The 18,305-nt window shown below is 41.0% G+C and carries 21 protein-coding genes and 4 pseudogenes; 6 read left to right on the forward strand and 19 right to left on the reverse strand.

Going from position 1 to position 18,305, the window contains the following annotated elements:
- Positions 1–101 precede the first annotated feature (101 nt).
- Together PUN35_RS05385 and PUN35_RS05390 are read left to right on the forward strand one after the other, a co-directional pair.
- Positions 102–926: an MBL fold metallo-hydrolase gene (locus PUN35_RS05385; RefSeq protein ID WP_072592535.1), complete on the forward strand. Its 825-nt coding sequence runs from the start codon at positions 102–104 to the stop codon at positions 924–926.
- Between the two features lie 78 nt (positions 927–1,004).
- On the forward strand, positions 1,005–1,361 hold the full coding sequence (locus PUN35_RS05390; RefSeq protein WP_003231786.1) for a protein YmzB: 357 nt from the start codon (positions 1,005–1,007) through the stop codon (positions 1,359–1,361).
- 138 nt (positions 1,362–1,499) lie between these two features.
- Here the strand turns inward: PUN35_RS05390 and PUN35_RS05395 are convergent, their stop codons facing one another.
- Complete coding sequence (locus PUN35_RS05395) at positions 1,500–2,114, reverse strand: TetR/AcrR family transcriptional regulator (protein WP_014479831.1); 615 nt, start codon at positions 2,112–2,114, stop codon at positions 1,500–1,502.
- A gap of 120 nt (positions 2,115–2,234) precedes the next feature.
- Here PUN35_RS05395 and PUN35_RS05400 point away from each other — a divergent pair, with 120 nt between their 5' ends.
- The 3 genes and pseudogenes from PUN35_RS05400 (at position 2,235) to PUN35_RS05410 (ending at position 5,697) form a co-directional block, all read left to right on the forward strand.
- The gene (locus tag PUN35_RS05400; protein WP_014479830.1) at positions 2,235–2,792 is read left to right on the forward strand and encodes a hypothetical protein; all 558 of its coding nucleotides are present in this window, start codon (positions 2,235–2,237) and stop codon (positions 2,790–2,792) included.
- Positions 2,793–2,946: 154 nt separating this feature from the next.
- On the forward strand, positions 2,947–3,402 hold the full coding sequence (locus tag PUN35_RS05405) for a regulatory YrvL family protein (protein ID WP_072592534.1): 456 nt from the start codon (positions 2,947–2,949) through the stop codon (positions 3,400–3,402).
- A 1,046-nt stretch (positions 3,403–4,448) separates the two neighbouring features.
- A pseudogene (locus PUN35_RS05410) lies at positions 4,449–5,697 on the forward strand (IS256-like element ISBsu2 family transposase).
- Positions 5,698–5,780: 83 nt separating this feature from the next.
- Here the strand turns inward: PUN35_RS05410 and PUN35_RS05415 are convergent.
- The 13 genes and pseudogenes from PUN35_RS05415 to PUN35_RS05475 all read right to left on the reverse strand — a co-directional run bounded on the left by PUN35_RS05415 (position 5,781) and on the right by PUN35_RS05475 (position 11,704).
- Entirely contained in the window at positions 5,781–5,948 is a 168-nt protein-coding gene (locus PUN35_RS05415) for a hypothetical protein (protein ID WP_031600532.1), read from the reverse strand.
- Positions 5,948–6,481 (reverse strand): phage terminase small subunit P27 family, encoded by a 534-nt coding sequence (locus PUN35_RS05420; protein ID WP_017697674.1) that lies wholly within the window; start codon positions 6,479–6,481, stop codon positions 5,948–5,950. Before PUN35_RS05420 ends, PUN35_RS05415 begins: the two co-directional genes overlap by 1 nt.
- 71 nt (positions 6,482–6,552) lie before the next feature.
- Complete coding sequence (locus PUN35_RS05425; RefSeq protein WP_224588978.1) at positions 6,553–6,966, reverse strand: hypothetical protein; 414 nt, start codon at positions 6,964–6,966, stop codon at positions 6,553–6,555.
- Positions 6,861–7,235, reverse strand: a complete 375-nt coding sequence (locus PUN35_RS05430) for an HNH endonuclease signature motif containing protein (protein ID WP_041516434.1) — start codon at positions 7,233–7,235, stop codon at positions 6,861–6,863. The genes PUN35_RS05425 and PUN35_RS05430 overlap by 106 nt, the downstream gene beginning before the upstream one ends.
- Complete coding sequence (locus tag PUN35_RS05435) at positions 7,232–7,456, reverse strand: hypothetical protein (protein WP_033881690.1); 225 nt, start codon at positions 7,454–7,456, stop codon at positions 7,232–7,234. The genes PUN35_RS05430 and PUN35_RS05435 overlap by 4 nt, the downstream gene beginning before the upstream one ends.
- A 12-nt stretch (positions 7,457–7,468) precedes the next feature.
- On the reverse strand, positions 7,469–8,083 hold the full coding sequence (locus PUN35_RS05440) for a hypothetical protein (RefSeq protein WP_033881688.1): 615 nt from the start codon (positions 8,081–8,083) through the stop codon (positions 7,469–7,471).
- A complete protein-coding gene (locus tag PUN35_RS05445) occupies positions 8,073–8,318 on the reverse strand; it encodes a hypothetical protein (protein WP_031600528.1) in 246 nt (81 codons plus the stop codon). The genes PUN35_RS05440 and PUN35_RS05445 overlap by 11 nt, the downstream gene beginning before the upstream one ends.
- Positions 8,319–8,493: 175 nt before the next feature.
- Positions 8,494–8,811, reverse strand: a complete 318-nt coding sequence (locus PUN35_RS05450) for a hypothetical protein (protein WP_033881687.1) — start codon at positions 8,809–8,811, stop codon at positions 8,494–8,496.
- Between the two features lie 68 nt (positions 8,812–8,879).
- Entirely contained in the window at positions 8,880–9,029 is a 150-nt protein-coding gene (locus PUN35_RS05455) for a hypothetical protein (RefSeq protein WP_031600526.1), read from the reverse strand.
- Positions 9,030–9,356: 327 nt separating this feature from the next.
- Positions 9,357–9,509 carry a hypothetical protein gene (locus tag PUN35_RS05460; protein WP_162175547.1) on the reverse strand — a complete coding sequence of 51 codons (153 nt, stop codon included), beginning with the start codon at positions 9,507–9,509 and terminating at the stop codon, positions 9,357–9,359.
- A 269-nt stretch (positions 9,510–9,778) separates the two neighbouring features.
- Positions 9,779–10,308 (reverse strand): annotated as a pseudogene (locus tag PUN35_RS05465) (tyrosine-type recombinase/integrase).
- Positions 10,308–10,718: pseudogene (locus tag PUN35_RS05470) on the reverse strand (ArpU family phage packaging/lysis transcriptional regulator). The pseudogenes PUN35_RS05465 and PUN35_RS05470 overlap by 1 nt, the downstream one beginning before the upstream one ends.
- 236 nt (positions 10,719–10,954) lie before the next feature.
- A complete protein-coding gene (locus tag PUN35_RS05475; protein ID WP_014479826.1) occupies positions 10,955–11,704 on the reverse strand; it encodes a hypothetical protein in 750 nt (249 codons plus the stop codon).
- A gap of 272 nt (positions 11,705–11,976) precedes the next feature.
- On the opposite strand from PUN35_RS05475, the gene PUN35_RS05480 reads away from it, so the two are divergent.
- A complete protein-coding gene (locus PUN35_RS05480) occupies positions 11,977–12,339 on the forward strand; it encodes an Ig-like domain-containing protein (protein ID WP_033881685.1) in 363 nt (120 codons plus the stop codon).
- A 50-nt stretch (positions 12,340–12,389) separates the two neighbouring features.
- Here PUN35_RS05480 and PUN35_RS05485 read toward each other — a convergent pair whose 3' ends face one another.
- The 5 genes and pseudogenes from PUN35_RS05485 to mutS form a co-directional block, all read right to left on the reverse strand.
- Positions 12,390–12,638 carry a hypothetical protein gene (locus tag PUN35_RS05485; RefSeq protein WP_031600520.1) on the reverse strand — a complete coding sequence of 83 codons (249 nt, stop codon included), beginning with the start codon at positions 12,636–12,638 and terminating at the stop codon, positions 12,390–12,392.
- Positions 12,639–12,934: 296 nt separating this feature from the next.
- Positions 12,935–13,186 (reverse strand): annotated as a pseudogene (locus PUN35_RS05490) (VWA domain-containing protein); the annotation flags it as partial.
- A gap of 42 nt (positions 13,187–13,228) precedes the next feature.
- Complete coding sequence (locus PUN35_RS05495; RefSeq protein ID WP_235091748.1) at positions 13,229–13,312, reverse strand: XtrA/YqaO family protein; 84 nt, start codon at positions 13,310–13,312, stop codon at positions 13,229–13,231.
- A gap of 435 nt (positions 13,313–13,747) precedes the next feature.
- Positions 13,748–15,631, reverse strand: a complete 1,884-nt coding sequence (gene mutL, locus PUN35_RS05500; RefSeq protein WP_041516431.1) for a DNA mismatch repair endonuclease MutL — start codon at positions 15,629–15,631, stop codon at positions 13,748–13,750.
- A 15-nt stretch (positions 15,632–15,646) separates the two neighbouring features.
- Positions 15,647–18,223 carry a DNA mismatch repair protein MutS gene (mutS, locus tag PUN35_RS05505; RefSeq protein ID WP_014479821.1) on the reverse strand — a complete coding sequence of 859 codons (2,577 nt, stop codon included), beginning with the start codon at positions 18,221–18,223 and terminating at the stop codon, positions 15,647–15,649.
- Between the last annotated feature and the right edge of the window lie 82 nt (positions 18,224–18,305).

An 18,305-nucleotide genomic window follows, 5' to 3' on the forward strand; every position in this document is an offset into this window, starting at 1 on the left:
AAAAGCCGGCAATTCTCTCTCAGCAGAACTGCCGGTTTTTTGTTTGAATATTCATAATCATAAGGTAAAATAATGGAAAATAGATGAGGGAAGTGAAGAAAGTGCCATATTATATCTGCAACACATGCGGTGTGCAACATGCACAGACTGTAGATCCGCCCAACTCGTGTCTGATTTGCGAGGATGAAAGACAGTATATTCATCCCGATGGACAAAGTTGGACAACCCTTGAAGACATTCGTGAGAAAGGAAACCTTCAAAACATCATCAAAAAGGAAGAAGAGCATCTTTACAGCATCAAAACTGAACCAGAGTTTGCGATCGGACAAACAGCCCATCTTATCCAGCATAATGGCTTCAATGTGCTGTGGGATTGTATGACATATCTTGACCAAAAGACAATTGACCAAATCAACGGATTAGGCGGTATTCAAGCCATCGCCTTGTCTCATCCGCATTATTACTCTACTCAGGTTGAGTGGGCTGAAGCGTTTCAGGCGCCGATCTATATCCATGAGGATGATAAAGAATGGGTGACAAGGCCAAGCAATCACATTCACTTCTGGTCAGGGGAAACGCTCAACGTGAAGCCGGGACTGGACCTTTACCGACTGGGCGGACATTTTAAAGGCGGTGCTGTTTTGCATTGGAGCAAGGGCAATGAAGGGAAAGGCTGTCTATTGACCGGAGATATCATTACGGTTGCGGCGGACCGAAACTGGGTCAGCTTTATGTACAGCTACCCAAATCTCATTCCCCTTCCCGCCTCCAAAGTTGAAGAAATAGCAGCCAAAGTAAAACCGCTTCAATTCAACCGGCTTTACAATGCTTTTTCTAAAGTTGTCAAAGAAAATGCCGGCGAAGCGGTCCAGCGTTCTGCCGTACGCTATATCAAGGCACTCAACAGCGAACTGTTTCATACATAAAGAGTGGGGCGGCTCTTTCCCGTGTAAAAGATGCAGCAATTGGGAATAGTATCGTGTAGATCAAAAGGAGGAATATTGATGGCACACACGAATACACAGCTTTCTCAATGGCTGGAATCAAAAGTCGGCCAGACGCTTGATATTAGAAAAGGTGAATTGACCCATGATGAAGAGATATCAGACTTGGATCAGATTGTTCTCCACCTTCAAAAAGTGGCTATACGCAGTACGAATCATCCTGATGATTATGTTGCGAAAGAAGAGCTTGTTTTAGAAGGCGAAGGAACAACATTCACTGAGGACGGAAACGTACCGCTTCCGCAAAATGCCTATGAGATTCCTTTATTAGGTGACATTCATATTCACCAAGAAAACGAAGGATTGAAGGTCGTAACAGATCGTGCAGTATATACAATTGATATCCAGCACAGCTGACAGCCACTTTCATCAAAATAATACAGCGTAGCGCCTTTGAGCTTTCGTTCAAAGGCGCTGCTTTATATCGAGCTATCCAGTAACACTTATTAAATAGATCAAGGCACTTTATTGAACCGTTTTTATACAGATTTATCATTATTCCTTCTCTTCTGTCTCACGTTTACCTTCCACGCAAATTGACTCTACATGCTGCATAATGACCCGCTTAATTCGGTCTTTATTCACGCGCACAGGGTCAAGCATGGCATGTAAAGCCAAGCCGTCAACAAGCGCGTAAAGTCTCTCAGCTTCAATGTCTTTATCAGCATTCTGCTTCAGTAAATCGGATTCATCTAAATAGGCAATCAGATTCCGCATGCCGCTGAAAATCCCGTCATGATTCGCATCAAACATATCCTTTTTATGTCTGGCGTAAGCAGTAAAAGCAAACCAAACCTCCATCTCTCTAATCGTTTCTTCATTCGTTGGGACCATTTCAAGCAAAATTTGCAACACTTTTTCCTTAGGGAGCAAATCCCTCACTGCAATGTCCTTAATTCGGTCAGTCACCTTTTCTTGGACAAGTTTCATTGCAAAAGCAAGCAATTCATCCTGTGTAGAGAAATAATGGCGCAGTGCACCTAATGACAATCCTGCTTCCTTTGCAATGTTCCTGGCTGATGCTCCCTCCATCCCTCGTTCTAAAATGACGCGCCACGTTGCTTCTGCAATTTGTTTTCTTCTTTTCTCATGGTCAATTTGTTTTGGCATAGCTTTATTGTAACAAGAAAAAAATGAGAGGGCAATTTTTATAATACAGTTGTGTTGCAAAAACAAAGATGGTAACATATTATTTAAATAATACAACTGTATTGAAAAGAGGGGAATGGATTGAACGGTATCGCATGGATGATTGTTTTCTGTGAAATTGCGTTTTGGGTTGTCATTGTATTGGGGCTTGCTGTACGTTACGTATTCAAACGACATACATTAGGACTGCTATTCCTTGGCTTAACTCCAGTTATCGATTTGATTTTGTTAGCGGCAACTGGTGTGGACCTTTACCGCGGAGCCTCAGCGACCGCAGCCCATGGGATTGCAGCTGTTTACATCGGTATATCGATCGCTTATGGAAAACAAATGATTCAATGGGCAGATGAAAAGTTCCAATATTATGTGACAAAAAAAGGCGCAAAACCGCTGAAACGTTTTGGAATGGACCATGCCAAGCACGGTGCGAAAGGCTGGCTAAGACATGTGCTGGCCTACTTAATTGGTGCGGGACTATTGGCAGGGATGATCTATTTTATCAATGACTCTGCCCGAACCGAGGCGTTGAGCGGCATTCTTAAACTGTGGACTGTCATTATAGGCATTGACTTTCTCATTACAGCCAGCTATTTTATTTGGCCAAAAAAAGAGAAAGCTTCGGCGAATCTCAGGAGTTAACATGAAGAAAAAGGCCCTTCCCCAGTGAAAAGGACCTTTTTTGGTTTTGTTAAAATATGCTATACTATTTTCGTCAGAAAATAGACTTATAGATATTTTGGGCTGATTCAAGGGTGCTGTTTGTATGAGTAAGCAGGGGAAGGGAGTGTCATACTTGAACCAAAAAGAACAGAACGAGCACTCTAAAGATTTTAACCTGAGATCAAAATTAATCGGAATTGTATCTATCACTTTTATCGCGGCCATTGCGCTTGCAGTCATCTTCGGCGGCTTTTTCTTCGGGATGAAAGGCTTATTCTCCATACTTGGCATCACATACGCTTCCAATCAAACATTAGCTTTATTTATTTTAGCCTGCTTTGCTGTAGGTTTAATCATAGACCCACTCACAAAGATTCTCTCTATCATTTTGGCAAAATCACTTTCATTGAAAAAGACTGCACTTTTTGCTTTTATACTGTATTTTATCAGCAATCTTATAACGATCTGTTTTGCAGATTACTTTATGGAGTCTATTTATATTCCAGATATCTTGCTTGTTGTGATATCAGCTTTCATGGCTTTCATTGAACTTACTTTTGATAACCAGCCTAATAGAGAAGCAGCTTAAAATGCCGAAGGCAGATATGGAGAATTCATAACACCTTATATTTGGACATCACCAGTTATATAAACGAAAAAAACTCCCTGTTCACACGAACAGGGAGCAAAACACAATGTTGTAATTTAAATTCTGCATTCTAAAATGATTCTTACATTCGGATCATCAAGTTCATCCAAAAAGATAATGATCTTCGGACCACATGCCATATGTTTCCACCTCCTCACTCAAAATATACATTAATCCAAATTGCCTGTAAATGGAAATTTTACAGAGGGACCATGAAGTATAATGCGTTAACACTGCTCACACGTTTACAACCGTGTCTTATAATCTGACACTCCAATGCCTACCACCCCCGCTACGATAGGAAATATCGTTGGTCCAAAAGGTGCAGGTGCCGCAGTGCAAACCACTACCAAGCTTTCTAAAGTAGTAAAGTGGTTAAAGGTGGAACAGTAGCAACTCATATCAATAAAGGGATAAACAAAGGAAAAGCCTATATCAATTCTTTCATTAAAAGTAAGAATGATCTTGCACTTGTCGGGATTGCTCAAGACATCGACAATACGTATAGCGCAAAAAACACTCCTCTGCTAAAAAGTATTATTGGAGATAAATCGGTAAGACTGATGAAGAGTTATTACAGAGGTACAGATAAACAAGAAGATACGTGCTTCTTCTAGTTTCACTGATAGGCCAACTGCAGAAAGAGTCGCTAATGAAACATTAACTAAACTATAAATAGGAAATTAAACAGTGGTTAAATAGTGATATTGACGATACATTACCGTTGCCTTACAGAGGAAACCGAAGTTATAGGATGAGAAGTTCGTAAATGTTCAAATGAAGTTAAAAATATGACTAACGCTAGAATAGTATTAAAGAAAAATAAAGATTGATGATATAACTCCATTAGAATGGCTTGAGCAAGTCATTGAACAAATTAAAGAACACCTGGGAGTGTAATATTAACTGTGTAAGTAAGGAATGCGTACGGTTCCTTACTCACACAGTTTTTTATTTGATAGAATAATAAGTATAAAGCTAAAGGAGTGGTTTCAGTGGGGAAATTGAAAAGAGATCCGAACTCCGTAGAATTAGCTAACAAGATTATCGAACAGTATCAGCCTAAATCAGTAGAAGATATGCAAGAAGCATTAAAAGACATATTTGGTCCCATGTTTGAGTCAATGCTAAAAGGTGAAATGAATCACCATTTGGGCTATGAATCCAATGACAAGGGAGAAAAAGAAACAAGAAATAGAAGAAATGGATATGGCAAAAAGATCGTGAAAACAACGGCAGGAGAAGTTGAAATTGCAGTCCCCCGTGATCGTGATGGTTCATTTGAACCGCAGTTGATTCCAAAGCGTAAAAGAGATGTATCCTCTATAGAGGATAAGGTCATTTCGATGTATGCCAGAGGAATGTCACAACGAGACATTTCTTCCACGATAGAAGACATCTATGGCTTTTCTGTATCTCATGAAATGGTATCCGACATTACGGATACTGTACTTCCTAATTTAGAAGAGTGGCAAAATCGTCCCTTAAGTAACTGTTACCCTTTTGTGTTTGTCGATTGTCTTTACACAACCATTCGTAATGACTATGAAACGAAGAAGTATGCCGTTTACACAATACTAGGATATACCATAGAAGGTAAAAAGGACATTCTAGGTTTGTGGTTGAATGAAACGGAAAGTAAACATAAATGGATGCAAATTTTTGATGAAATCAAATCTCGTGGTGTAGAAGATATCTTCTTTCTCTCAATGGATGGCGTTAGTGGTCTGGAAGAAGGAGCACGTGCGATTTTTCCTGATGTGACCGTACAGAGATGTATTGTTCATTTAATTCGAAATTCGATTAAGTATATACCAAGTAAAGACTACAAGCCTTTTACTGCTGCCTTAAAGAAAGTGTATGGAGCTCCAAGCCTTAAGGCTTGTCACAGTGCATTTGAATCTTTTGAAAAGCAGTGGTCTACGTACCCTGGAGCTGTAGACGTATGGAAACGAAACTTTTCTCATGTGGAACAACTTTTCGATTATGGTGGTAATATTCGTAAAATCATGTACACTACAAATGCCGTTGAAAGTATCCACTCTAGCTTTCGAAAAGTCACGAAAAAAGGAGCATTCCCCCATGAGAATGCCCTATTAAAAAATATTGTTTTTACGAACAAAAGAATTAGAAAAGAAATGGGATGGTGGACGCATCCAGCAATGGGCTATGGTCATGAATCAACTATTAGTTCATGACCACCTAAAGGAACGTGTGAAGAAATATCTAGAATAACTTACACACTTTTCTTGACAAGCCCGAACACCTTAAAACATTATAGATATAAAAGGAGCCCCTCTTATTGAAGAGGGCTTCTTTTATTGTTTCAATATACCTTCAGTCATCATCTGCATAGCGGTCAACATCTTGAAAAAAAGATCAACAGCCCATCTGTGCTTTTTGCTTGCCTTGATTTCACCGGAACGGATTTTCTCAGCGTATGACCACACCCGTTCTATGAGAATTTCGGCAGTAATTTCTTGCATTACATGCGGCCTCCGAACCGTTCTTCCTCTTTTGACTTCGGTTTCCCATCATCTTTTTTCGGGATAACGAGTTTACAGCGAGAGGAAATGGTCAGTCCTAAGTCGCTTGAAGCTTGCCGGCATTGTTTAAACAACTTGTCTTGGTTTATCAATAGTTCAGAATAGTCATCATTCGGAACAACCTTTTCTTCTTCTCCTATTACATTCCCGTCATCGTCAAATTTTCTAACGATCACTGTTTTCATCGGACCCCGTTCAAGCAATTGCTCTGTTACTTGCAAATATAATTTCCGGGCAAACAAAAAACGGGCAAGCGCATCAACATCTAAATTGGTCATGATCCCGATGTTTTTCAGCTCATCCGCTATCTTTTTAAACTCTCTTTTTAAGTCTTTTGGCAAATATGATGGAGCTTTTACTTTGTCGTTTGGTGCCTTTATTTCCTGTGCTCGACGTTCCTCAATCTCTTGCTGTGTCAGGTGTTTCTTCCCTTTTACCAGTAGCAAGTCAACAGGTTGCCGTGGTCTAGCCATTCCCTCACCTCCTTCCGAATTTTCATTTAGGGAATTTTTCAAAATGGGGAGGGGAGCGCGGTCTCCGGCGTTCATCCCTCAGAGATTTTAGGGTGGGGGGTGCTCATTTTCTCTTTCAACTGCAGCATGGCGGCTTCTAATTTCTTTTGTTCTTCTGTTAATTTCTTTGTATACAGATCGAATGCTGTTTCCTTTTTCATCGTTGCACGAAGAGCAAACAGTTTCTTTACCTTCTGTTGCATACGTCTTATGTCAGCATTGGTGTAATAGGATGTATACTCAGTCCGACACCGAGGACACTTGATATTGCTCACGGATGCCGTCGTCATGCTTCCTGACCTTTGAGCACCCTCTGACCAAGAGCATTGTTCCACATTCATCACACATGCACGTTTGATGTTCTGTTCCCAAATCCTCCATCCTCCTTCGCTGTCTTTCTGCTGTGGCACGGCGCACATAAGGGTTGCCAGTTGCCTGAGTCCCAAAAGAGTTTCTTGTCTCCTTTATGCGGCTTGATATGATCGACTACTGTTGCCGGCACCCGTCTACCTTCCATCATGCACGATACACAGAACGGATGCTTTGACAAGTAGCCAAGACGCGCCTGCCTCCACTTGCTGTTATATCCACGCTTAGCAGCGGACTCCCGGTATTGATCATAGGCTGGCTTGGTTCGCTTATGCAGTTCGCAGTAGCCCTCTCGTGTTAAGTTAGGACATCCGGGTTCGTTGCAAGGTTTTAAAGCTTTCTTCATGATTGAATGCCCTCATGAGGAAAATGTATAGTTGTAAACTTTTGATCATCACAAAAAAGTGGTTCGGTTGTTGCATTGTCATCCAACTCAACAACTTGCACATGTAATCCTTTATCATAAACTAAGAATCCTTGTCTGAATGCGTTTGTGACATCCTTCTTTATCTTCTCCTTAGTTTCATTCGTCAAATAAGAATCAGCTTGAACTAATAAAAGTTTCATTGTATATGCCTCCTACCTATAAGCCCTTTCACCAAATGCAATTTCCTTTGTATCAACAGCCAACATGCCGTCTATTTCCGTGCCATGCTTGAGACGAATATACGTCGAGCCGATCTTATCTGATTCTCCCGTCCTCCATTCGAAATCAACCGCAATACGATTAGTAATCTTTTCGCCCTTATAGAAAACCTGCGGCACAGAATCTATTTCATCAAGCTCAATCTGTAACAAAGGAGAGGCCTTAGATTGAAATAACGATTTCGTTAGATAGACAGGCACCATTTCGTCCTCGATGGCAAAACCCGTTAATAGTTGGCCGAGTCCATGCAATCTCTCAATGACCTTTAAAGGGACACCTTCATCACAAACAACGTTTGTTAGTCCATCCAAAGCTATCTCGTCTTTATAGTCAATGAATGTTAAGTCTGGATGTTCCTTTTGATAAGTATGTGCCACATCCGGAATCATAAGAATAGGAGAATTATTTTCTCTCGCAAACCGGATTAATGCTGTTGTTTTACCAAGACGTCTTTGATTTCGTCTGGTATAAATGATTTCATTCTTTTCTGCTGCCTTTTCCAACAATTCCGAAATACTCATATGTGCAAGATTCAAATCAAAGCTCATCTGTTTGGTCCTCCTTTAACAACTCCAACCTTTCTTCACGATTAGAGGTTTCTGCCCAATTATTAAACTCCTGAATCCCTATATTCACTCTTTGTAAGTGCAATTGCTTTTGTTTCTCGTTCAATTCAATCTTTCTTTGACTAACTTCAATATCATAATTGATCTGTTTTAAAAGCAGCTCTTGCTCTGTGCGCCATGCTTTAAATTGTTCAACATACAAATCTTTCTCTGACAAGGTTAATCCCTCCAAATAAAAACTCCCTCCCGATTGGGAAAGCGTTTGGATATATTCTTTCTAAACTGCCACCGTACTCAAGCCGTTAACCGCCAATAGTCCTCCCTGAGATTTACCGGAAGCAGTTTACAGAGAATATAAAAAGCACTTTCACAAAAGGAAAGTGCTTGTACAATTAATTTAATTCATCTACTAGTTTACGCAATTCTTCAGCTGCTTCTTGTACACCTGACGAGTAATCTTCTTTAGGTGTGTCTGTATCACCTAAATACAAATACTTCTCTAAAAAGCTATCAATTTTCGCTTTATCCTCTACTGAACCATTTTTGTAATATGGTGAAACAGCAGCTACAAGAACGGTAAAAGCACGACCGACTCTATCAATATAATCTGCATCAATTACACCATATAATCCGCCACGACCGTTAAGGCGAAGTGCTTTTCTAGCTGCCGTCTCTAATCGCATGGATATTTGATGATTTATTAAAGCCATAGTATCACCTCCCACCTTATTATCGGTGAAAGAAAAGGACAAAGGAACAATTTGCAGAATTTGTCGAATTATTTACGAACAAGCTTACATCTTGTTTCAACGAGCAATTTAGTTAATTCAGGAACAGACATATCATACAAAGCCGCTCCCTTTGCTCCTTCATAACATCCAAGAGACACAAGGGCTTCTATAAATGGCAGCTTACTTTCCTTAATCACGGCACTACCTCCATAATAGAATATTTAGTACATAGTTTTTTTAGTGATAAATCCAAATGAAAAAACGCCCTCCCAATTGGGAAAGCGCCTGTCGATTTATTGCCTATTACCATAATAACTCACTTTACACAAAATGGTGTGCCGTTATCGTGCCATCTTTCTGCCAAAATTTTAGTACATGCCTTTTTCATCTAAAAGTGTTGCACCTCTGCTCATAATATTCACCACCCTTATATGTAGTTTCACAGACACATCAAACCATACCTTTCTGTTCTTTCTTTGATCCAGAACCTCTACTCATCCCACTCACCTCCTTTAAAATTAAGACTAATAAATATCTGGTTCATCAAAATAATGAAAATCATCCTCTATTTTTTTATTACAGTCATTACAAACAAACCAATAACCCCACTCATCTTCTATTTGAGGGTTTGATGCAGAGCTATTTTCACACTTACAAAAATCAAATTCTCTGTTCAAGAAACTTCCTCCTTTTGTCATTTTATACTAATCATATCAGCTACCTTTCTCACAATCACGAATTAATTAACGGTAACTTTTATACATATCCACACAATCCACGAATTACCCATATGTTTTATACTGTGCAACTCGTCGAACTGAGCCAACCCCTTGTCCTCTCTGTTTTGAACCAATATCCCTAAAATGAATTACACATCTGTTATTTTTGAGGAATTGACGAAAAATCAAAGAAAAAGGCCCATCCTCGTTGTTTTGGATGAGCCGGGTTATATTTTAAATTTCTTCATAGCGTTGTTCATGGCGTCTTGATTGATTCCGATATACCGCAGGGTTGTCCGTTGGTCCGAGTGATTAAATATCTCTGCAGCATGGCAACGTCCTTTGTTTGTTTGTAAAAGTGATAGCCGAATGTTTTCCTCAATGTATGCGTGCCAATGTCATCTAAACCCACGTACTCAGCAGCAGCCCTGAGAATTTTGTATGCCATCGACCGGGATATTGGCTTGTTAATCCCTTCACGGCTTTTAAAGAGAAACTCATGATCCTCTTTCCCTTCGACATAGGCCTTAAATTCTCTTTGAAGAGCTGGCGTCATATCGATTCTCTTTTTCTTTTCTATGAGATTGAAGTATGGCCGTTTAGCGTCTCTTACTCTCAGCTGCAGAATATCCGATATGCGGAGCCCTGAATTGATACCGGTCACAAATAGCATGTAATTCCTCATGTTTTGCTCTTTTAAAAACCTCTTGATGTAGAAAATACATTCCGGATCACGTATAGGCTGAACAAAATTCATTAAGAAGCTGTCCCTTTCTTGTAGACTTCTTCTCTCAGAGCAAATGCCAGCCGGTAGAGAGCTTTTACTTTCACACGATAATAGCTTCGCTGGCTCAGACCCATTTCTGCATACACTTCATAATTGTACATTTCTTCCTGCTTCATATAGAGCATGACAATGGCCTGCCGTTCTCTTTGAGAAGGCCGGTTAACAGCCCTTTGAATCCTTTTTAAGTATTTATCACGTCGATGAATGAAATTCATTCGTAATGCTCGGCGGAACAATGCTGTAAGTAGGTGTAACTTTTGGCAAAAAATCATCTGGTACCTGTAAGAGATATAACCGGTATTGTGATCCAGCAGCTTCTCTGCTTTTAATTTAGTCGCTTCTTCGTCAATCTGAGGAATGTTTAATGTTAATTGATTCATATTTTTACCCTCCCATTTATTTACGTCTTAAAGCCACGCCTTTGCCTCTTTTCAATGTTTGCCTATCTTTGCCCATCATTTGCCGCCAAAACCGTTCAGAACGCTCCTGCGCGATTTTATGGGATTTTTTTCCTATTCTCCATGCCATCCCTCCGTTCAAATAAAAAACGGACACCAACCAAAGCACAGATTTCTCTGTACAGTGATTAGTGTCCGCAGGCATCTCCATCTTGGACTTAATTATCAGGTTTAACCATCTCGATAGGTGTGTTATATAGTTCTTCTTTCCTCTTGATCATAGTTTTAGTGCATAATCTATGGTCATTTTTATTTCCTAACAAGACAGTCTCTTTATTTATTGAATATAAAATATACCATTTTTCTTGTTTTTCATCTTCTATATAAACAATTTGTTCGCTTGACCATTTAATAATTTTGGAAATAGGTTTTAAAATAAAAGGAATTGGAAGCGTAAATAAGATTAAAACAAGCATACTCCACCCAAAAACTTTCAGGTTAAACTTATCCTTTTCCGAAAATGGTATATCTATAATGAAGCTATAAAGCTCCATATAAAAAAGTATTAAACAAATCATAAAAACTAAAACAAATAAACCTTTACATAGTCTACTAGACTTGATTTTTGAAAAAGCTCCTTCATTTGTTATTTTCACTACACCCCATATAATTCCACCAAAAAATACAATGACATAGGAATAAAAATCATTAGGTCCAGGTATAACATCCCTAAGATAAAATGTTGTTGGATATAAAACAATCACCCAAAATAACGTATTCAAAATATGTTTAATTACTTTCAAACTAAACACTTGTTCTTTTGAAAACAACCTCTGTTCAACAACATTCGAAGAAAAAAGAGTAATAGGGTTTAAAATTCTAATCAGATACAAAGCGAGACCAACTAGCAAAATAACGTAGCTAGGCACTTCAAAATAACTTAATAATTCACTTAAATTTTTTTCCATTTCAATCTTCCCACTTTCCACAATTCAATATTTTCCTATTCATCCTATTTTATCAACTTATAATCTCCTCCTCAACGCCCATGCTGCGGCCGCATTTCGGGCAGCGTGCACCTGGGCGAATTTTTATATCTAATTCGTTGTGACCACATTCAGGGAAGTTGCATTCGATCATAAAACAAGTTCATAAATAATTAACATTTATTTACAAGGAAAATAATTACTTTCGTTGAATCCTTATGGTGTAACACAAAAATTCAAAAGGAGTGTTTAAAATGAATTTCAAGAAAACAGCTGTTTCTGCTTTATCGATTTCTGCTTTAGCTTTGTCAGTTAGTGGTGTAGCATCTGCTAAGGAAGTAAATAACTCTCCGACACAAATTCAAGAAGCTAAGCATGTTTCTGTCTCAGATAAAATTTCTATTCAGAGCTATTCTGTTACCCTCTATCTTCAGGGAGGGCCAAATCAACATGAAATTAGAGAACCGCTAGCCACAAGCTTTGCAAGTGATAATTCGTATGTTGCATCTGTATCTTCTAGAGGGATAATAACCGCTAACCACAAGGGCAATGCTACGATTACTCTCTTTAAAAGTAATGGTTCTGTATTAGGTGCTGTTTACGTTACTGTTGAGTAAAAATTACGAGGGGACCTTCCCCTCTCTCATCTTTTCGAACCCGTCATCCCCTATTCCCAGCCGACAGCGATTGCAAAGAATAAAACCATTACCATCGCCCCAATGAGCCAGCCATTCGTCTTGTCTCTTTTTGCAATAATTGCGTCATTGCCTATTATTTTCAGATCATCAGCCTGAGCAACGATCATAGGCACTTCCTCGACATTAACCTTTAAATGTTCCGCCGCCTGCCCAACTGTCATCGCTTCGTCTTTCGTGGCTTTGACTGCCCGCTGAAGCTCTACTTGTAAAGGAATCATTCCTCAGCACAATCCTTTTGCCAGTCAGCAATGATCTTTTTAGATTCTCAGATATTGAATACAGAATGGGCATTTGTATAAAACGTTCTTTTGCTTCAAAGAAAGCACGGTCAAATCCGAATCTTGAGAAGTGTACCGGTATGTCCTGACCCTCGGAATGCTTTTGTATAAAGTCCCGCACGCTGTAGAATCGCTGTGTATCCGCTACTGTTGATTCCCCAAAACAAATGAACACTGGCGCCGAATGTCATGTCTCTATGTCTAGTGGTTAAAATCAGATATTCTTTTATTTCGCGTTTCTCATGAGCTTGCTTCAATTCCCCATTTAGCCGCTGAATCTCTTCTTGTGCCTGCCGGAATTGATGTACCGTAACTTCCTGCTGGCGCTTGTTTTCCTCGATGATTTCCTGCTGCTTAACAGACAGTTCAGTCCGATCAATCAGAAAATCAATATGCTCTTTAGCCATCCAGTATTGATCAGTTGGCTTAGCATTTTCATAGCCTTTCAGTTTTGAAATACGCGCTTTAATTACCTGTAATTTATCCATGTCTGTTCCTCCCTTATCGCAGAGAGGACCGGCCCCTCTGCGTCACATTTTATAGCCGATCTCAAAATCAATTCTGGAGAGATTACCTTTTGACGTTTGTACGATTGTTTTACCGTGCTCCGGCATTTCCGTTAATTTGAATGATCTATTGTTTCCGTCAATCACAATGACGTAATTTTTGATTTTCAATTTGATTAAGTACCGGTTCCAGATTTTCTATATGTTTTGGACAGTTCTACGGGTGACGTCTACTAGATGACTGTTATCACATCCAATCGTTCATTGGGAAAACTTGCAGCTTAGTCTATGGTTCTTCTGTTGGGATGGTTGGATGTTTTTTTATATAGTCCAAACGCTCCTCTTTCGTCGTAATCCATGTAATGACTTCCCTATGCTGACGTAAGTCTTTATTTTCTACAGTCAAGATGACTTCAAATGTTTAAATTCTTATCACTGAAAGAACACAATAAAAAAGCATTAAGTTATTCCGAAGAATATCTCAATGCTTGAAATGTGTAGACAAAATATAGAAAAGGTTATATTGCCCTTCACCAAACCCCGCTACATCACGCGTTTGAACATCTTTTCCATCTCATATGTCGAGTGGTGAATGATGATCGGGCGGCCGTGCGGGCATGTAAATGGGTCTGATGTGCTTCGGAGGTCGTCCAGAAGCGCTTTGATTTCATCGTTTCTGAGGTGGCGATTTGCTTTGATGGAGCCTTTGCAGCTCATCATAATCGCCGCTTCCTCGCGGAGTTTTTTAATATCTATATTTTTGGAGTCGAGCACCTGCTGAATGATTTCTTCTATAAGCTCTGCTTCTTCTCCCTTTGGAAACCAGGCCGGGTGGCAGCGGACGATGTAACTGTTAGAGCCGAATGACTCTAAAAAGACACCGACGCTTTCGAGCTCTTGTTTGTGCTGTTCAATAATCAAAGCCTCATTTGTGGAGTAGTGGAACGTCAGCGGTACAATCATATCCTGCACTTCAGGCTCAACCTCCCCCACCTTTTCACGAAAGTACTCATATTTAATACGTTCTTGGGCGGCGTGCTGGTCGATAATATACAGGCCGTTTTCGTTTTGTGCCAATATATAAGTCCCGTGCATCTGGCCGATCGGGTACATAATCGGAACCCGCTCAGACGCTGGCTGCTGCTGTTCCTCATGGCATTCCTGCTCAAATGTTTCAGGCAGTTCTTCTGAAACATCGGACACCTCAAGGGTTTGTTCCTGATCAACGATAGATGGAGCATCAAATTGGAGAGGAGGCAATTCTTCCTCCGCATCAATCGGCTCTTTCACGACTGAGCTGAGCTTCATTGGTGAATAAGATGGCGCATGCGCTTTTTCCGGTACTTTTCTTTCCGGAGGCTTTTCATCAAAGGTTATGAACTGTTGCTCATTTTTGATAACAGGTGCCGATTTTTTCGGAAGCTGGGCACTCGGAATCAGCTGCTGCTGTTTAAATACATCTTTAATTCCGTCACGAATTAAGTCATGAAGCTCTGTTTCCTTGCTGAGCCGGACCTCAAGCTTCGATGGATGCACATTGACATCGACTAAAATCGGGTCCATCGTAATTTCTATAAAAGTAATCGGATGGCGTCCGATCGGCAGAAGCGTATGATAGCCTTCATGAACCGCTTTGACGAGCGGGAAATTTTTAATGTAACGGCCATTGACCACAGACGACATATAGTTTCTCGACGCCCGTGTAATCTCTGGGAGGGCGATATATCCCTTTACTTCAAAATCCAAGGAGCTCGCATGCAGCGGAAGCATTTTTTTGGCGACAGCCGTGCCGTAAATCGCTGCCAGTACATGGCGCACATCTCCGTTTCCGTTCGTTTGAAGCAGGTTTTTCCCATGATGTCGCAGGCGGATCGATACCTCTGGATGCGCCAGAGCAATACGGTTAACCACGTCTGTAATGTTTCCAAGCTCTGTATGAACGGTTTTCATATATTTCAAACGGGCCGGTGTGTTAAAAAACAGGTTGGAAACGACAATTTCAGTTCCCTTCCTGCTTGAGGAACGCGATTCGGAAATGATGTTTCCTCCTTGGAGGACGAGCTTCGTCCCAGCTCCTTCACCAGTGCTTGTTGTAATCTCCAGATGAGAGACTGACGCGATACTCGGCAGGGCTTCTCCCCTGAAACCGAGCGTTCTCACCCTGAATAAATCATTTTCATCTTTTATTTTACTCGTTGCGTGGCGGCGGAAAGCTCGCTTGCAATCTTCATTCTCCATTCCTTCGCCGTTATCCAAGACCCGAATGGATGCAAGGCCTGCTTCCTCAATATCGATTTCAATGACTGTGCTGTCAGCGTCGATCGCATTTTCCACCAATTCTTTGACGACTGAGGCGGGCCGTTCCACAACCTCGCCCGCCGCTATTTTATTTGAAAGCTCATCTGACAGCTGGATGACTTTTGCCACATTCATCACCCCGTTTTAATGTAATTTCTTTTGCAGCTTGTACATTTCATTCATCGCTTCAAGCGGTGTCATATCCAGTATATTAAGTGATTTGAAAGCATCGATCACTTGCTTTTCTTTTTTTGAAAGCTTTGGTGTTTCAGCCGGCTTTTCCGCTTCGTCAAAAAAGGACAGCTGTGCCGGCTCTTCTTTCACCTGAGGTTTCTGCACCGGCACTTCCGGTTTGTTTCCTGAATGCTCAAGCTCTTTTAAAATATCTTGAGCGCGCGCAATCAGATCTCCCGGCAGTTCGGCAAGCTGAGCTACATGGATACCATAGCTTTTATCAGCGGCACCTTCTTTAATTTGATGAAGAAAGACAACCGTTCCGTTATATTCTTCAGCGCGAACATGAACGTTTTTCAGCTGGGGTAGCTTGTCCTCAAGAACGGTCAGCTCGTGATAGTGTGTGCTGAACAGCGTCTTGGCGCCGATGTGATCGTGAACATATTCAATAATCGCCTGTGCCAGCGCCATGCCGTCATAAGTGGACGTTCCCCGCCCGATTTCATCAAACAGAATGAGGCTGTTTTTCGTCGCGTTGACAATCGCATTTTTCGCTTCAAGCATTTCTACCATAAATGTACTTTGTCCGGAAATCAAATCATCTGCAGCGCCGATTCGCGTAAAAATTTGATCGAAAATCGGAAGCACCGCTTTTTTCGCGGGTACAAAGCAGCCGATTTGCGCCATAATGGAAATGAGCGCGATTTGTCTCATATACGTGCTTTTCCCTGACATGTTTGGACCTGTAATGAGAAGCATTTGTCTGTTATCGCCCATCATACAGTTATTCGGGACATATTCCTGGCTGTCCATGACTTTTTCAACAACCGGGTGTCTGCCTTCAATCACTTCGACTTCATCTTTAGAGAACTCTGGTTTCGTGTAGTGACGATTTTCACTGATTGTCGCAAAGCATTGCAGTGCGTCCAGCTCGCTCATCTGTTTTGCAAGCTGCTGCAGCCGCGGAATATACTGCTTCACTTTCTCGCGTAGCTCGGTAAACAGCTCGTACTCCAGCTCACAGATGTTATTTTCCGCCTCTAAAATGAGCGCTTCTTTTTCTTTTAATTCAGGTGTAATGTAGCGCTCGGCATTGGTTAACGTCTGCTTCCGCTCATAACGCCCTTCCTCAAGCAAATGCAAGTTTGCTTTAGTCACTTCAATGTAATAACCGAAAACTTTATTAAAGCCGACCTTTAAAGAGCGAATGCCTGTGTATTCCCGCTCCTGCTGTTCCAGGCGGGCAATCCAGTCTTTTCCGTTTCTGCTTGCATCACGATATTCATCAAGCTTTTGATTATAACCATCTTTAATCAGGTTCCCTTCTTTTACCGATAAAGGAGGGTTTTCGTACAGCGCTTCTTCCAGCAGTTCAAGTACATCCCCGCAAGGGTCAATGCGCTTTGCACGTTCCTTGGCCTTGTCATGAGCCAATGAAGCAACCAGCTGTTTGATGCCAGGAACTTGCTTTAACGATTCCTTCAGCTGAATCAAATCCCGGGCATTGACATTTCCGAATGCAACGCGGCCGGCAAGGCGTTCTAAGTCATACACTTCTTTTAAACGTTCACGCAGATCTTCCCGTTCAAAGAAATGGGACATCAATGTTTCCACCATTTCTTGGCGCTCTTCGATTTGATTGACTCTGATAAGCGGCCGGTCAATCCACTGTTTAAGCAGCCGGCCTCCCATTGCCGTTTTTGTTTCATCCAGCAGCCACAAAAGGGAGCCTTTTTTATTTTTCGAACGAATCGTTTCGGTCAGCTCCAGATTACGCTTTGAGTACAAGTCAATTTTCATCGCTTCCTCAAGCTCATACACCTGCACGGGCTGAAGATGATCAAGGCTGCGCTTTTGGGTTCTTTTCAAATACGTATATAAGCGCAGAAATGTTTTTGTTATATCTTCATTATTTAAGTGCTCAATGATCGTTACGTGTTCGTCTGTTTCTCCGTCTTCAATTGAAATTGTTGCACCGCACCGCTCTCTCAGCTGTGCCACTGTATCGGCATCCAAGCCTCCTGAAACCACGATTTCCCGTGCGCCGACTGAATAAATTTCTGATATGACGTCTTCAAGCCGTTCAATCAAAACAGCCAAATTTTCTCCCGTTGTTAAATCAGACAGCGCAAGTCCGTATCTGTTCGAGCAGGCTGAAACAGATGCGATAAAGTTATTTTCCGATTCATGGATGCCTTTGCCGTCCATTACAGTTCCGGGCGTAATCAGCTGAACCACTTCTCTTTTCACAACGCCCTTTGCGGCTTTCGGATCTTCCGTCTGTTCACAGATCGCCACTTTGTATCCTTTTTTAATAAGCTGTTCGATATACGCGGAAGCAGAATGATACGGCACACCGCACATCGGTATTTTTTCAGCCGCACCGCCATCTCTGCTCGTTAACGTAATTTCCAGCTCTTGTGACGCTTTTTTGGCGTCCTCAAAAAACATTTCGTAAAAATCACCCAGGCGAAAAAATAAAAAGGCATCCTGGTGCTCTGCCTTTATTTTTAAATATTGCTGTATCATAGGCGTATAACCGGCCATTGTTTAATCCCTCACTATGTATCAACGTTTCTATTTTCCAACCTTCATTATAACATAAACAAAAAGTGATAAAAGAATGATA

The organism is Bacillus sp. N3378-2at (assembly GCF_033412715.1).
GTDB lineage: Bacteria > Bacillota > Bacilli > Bacillales > Bacillaceae > Bacillus > Bacillus subtilis.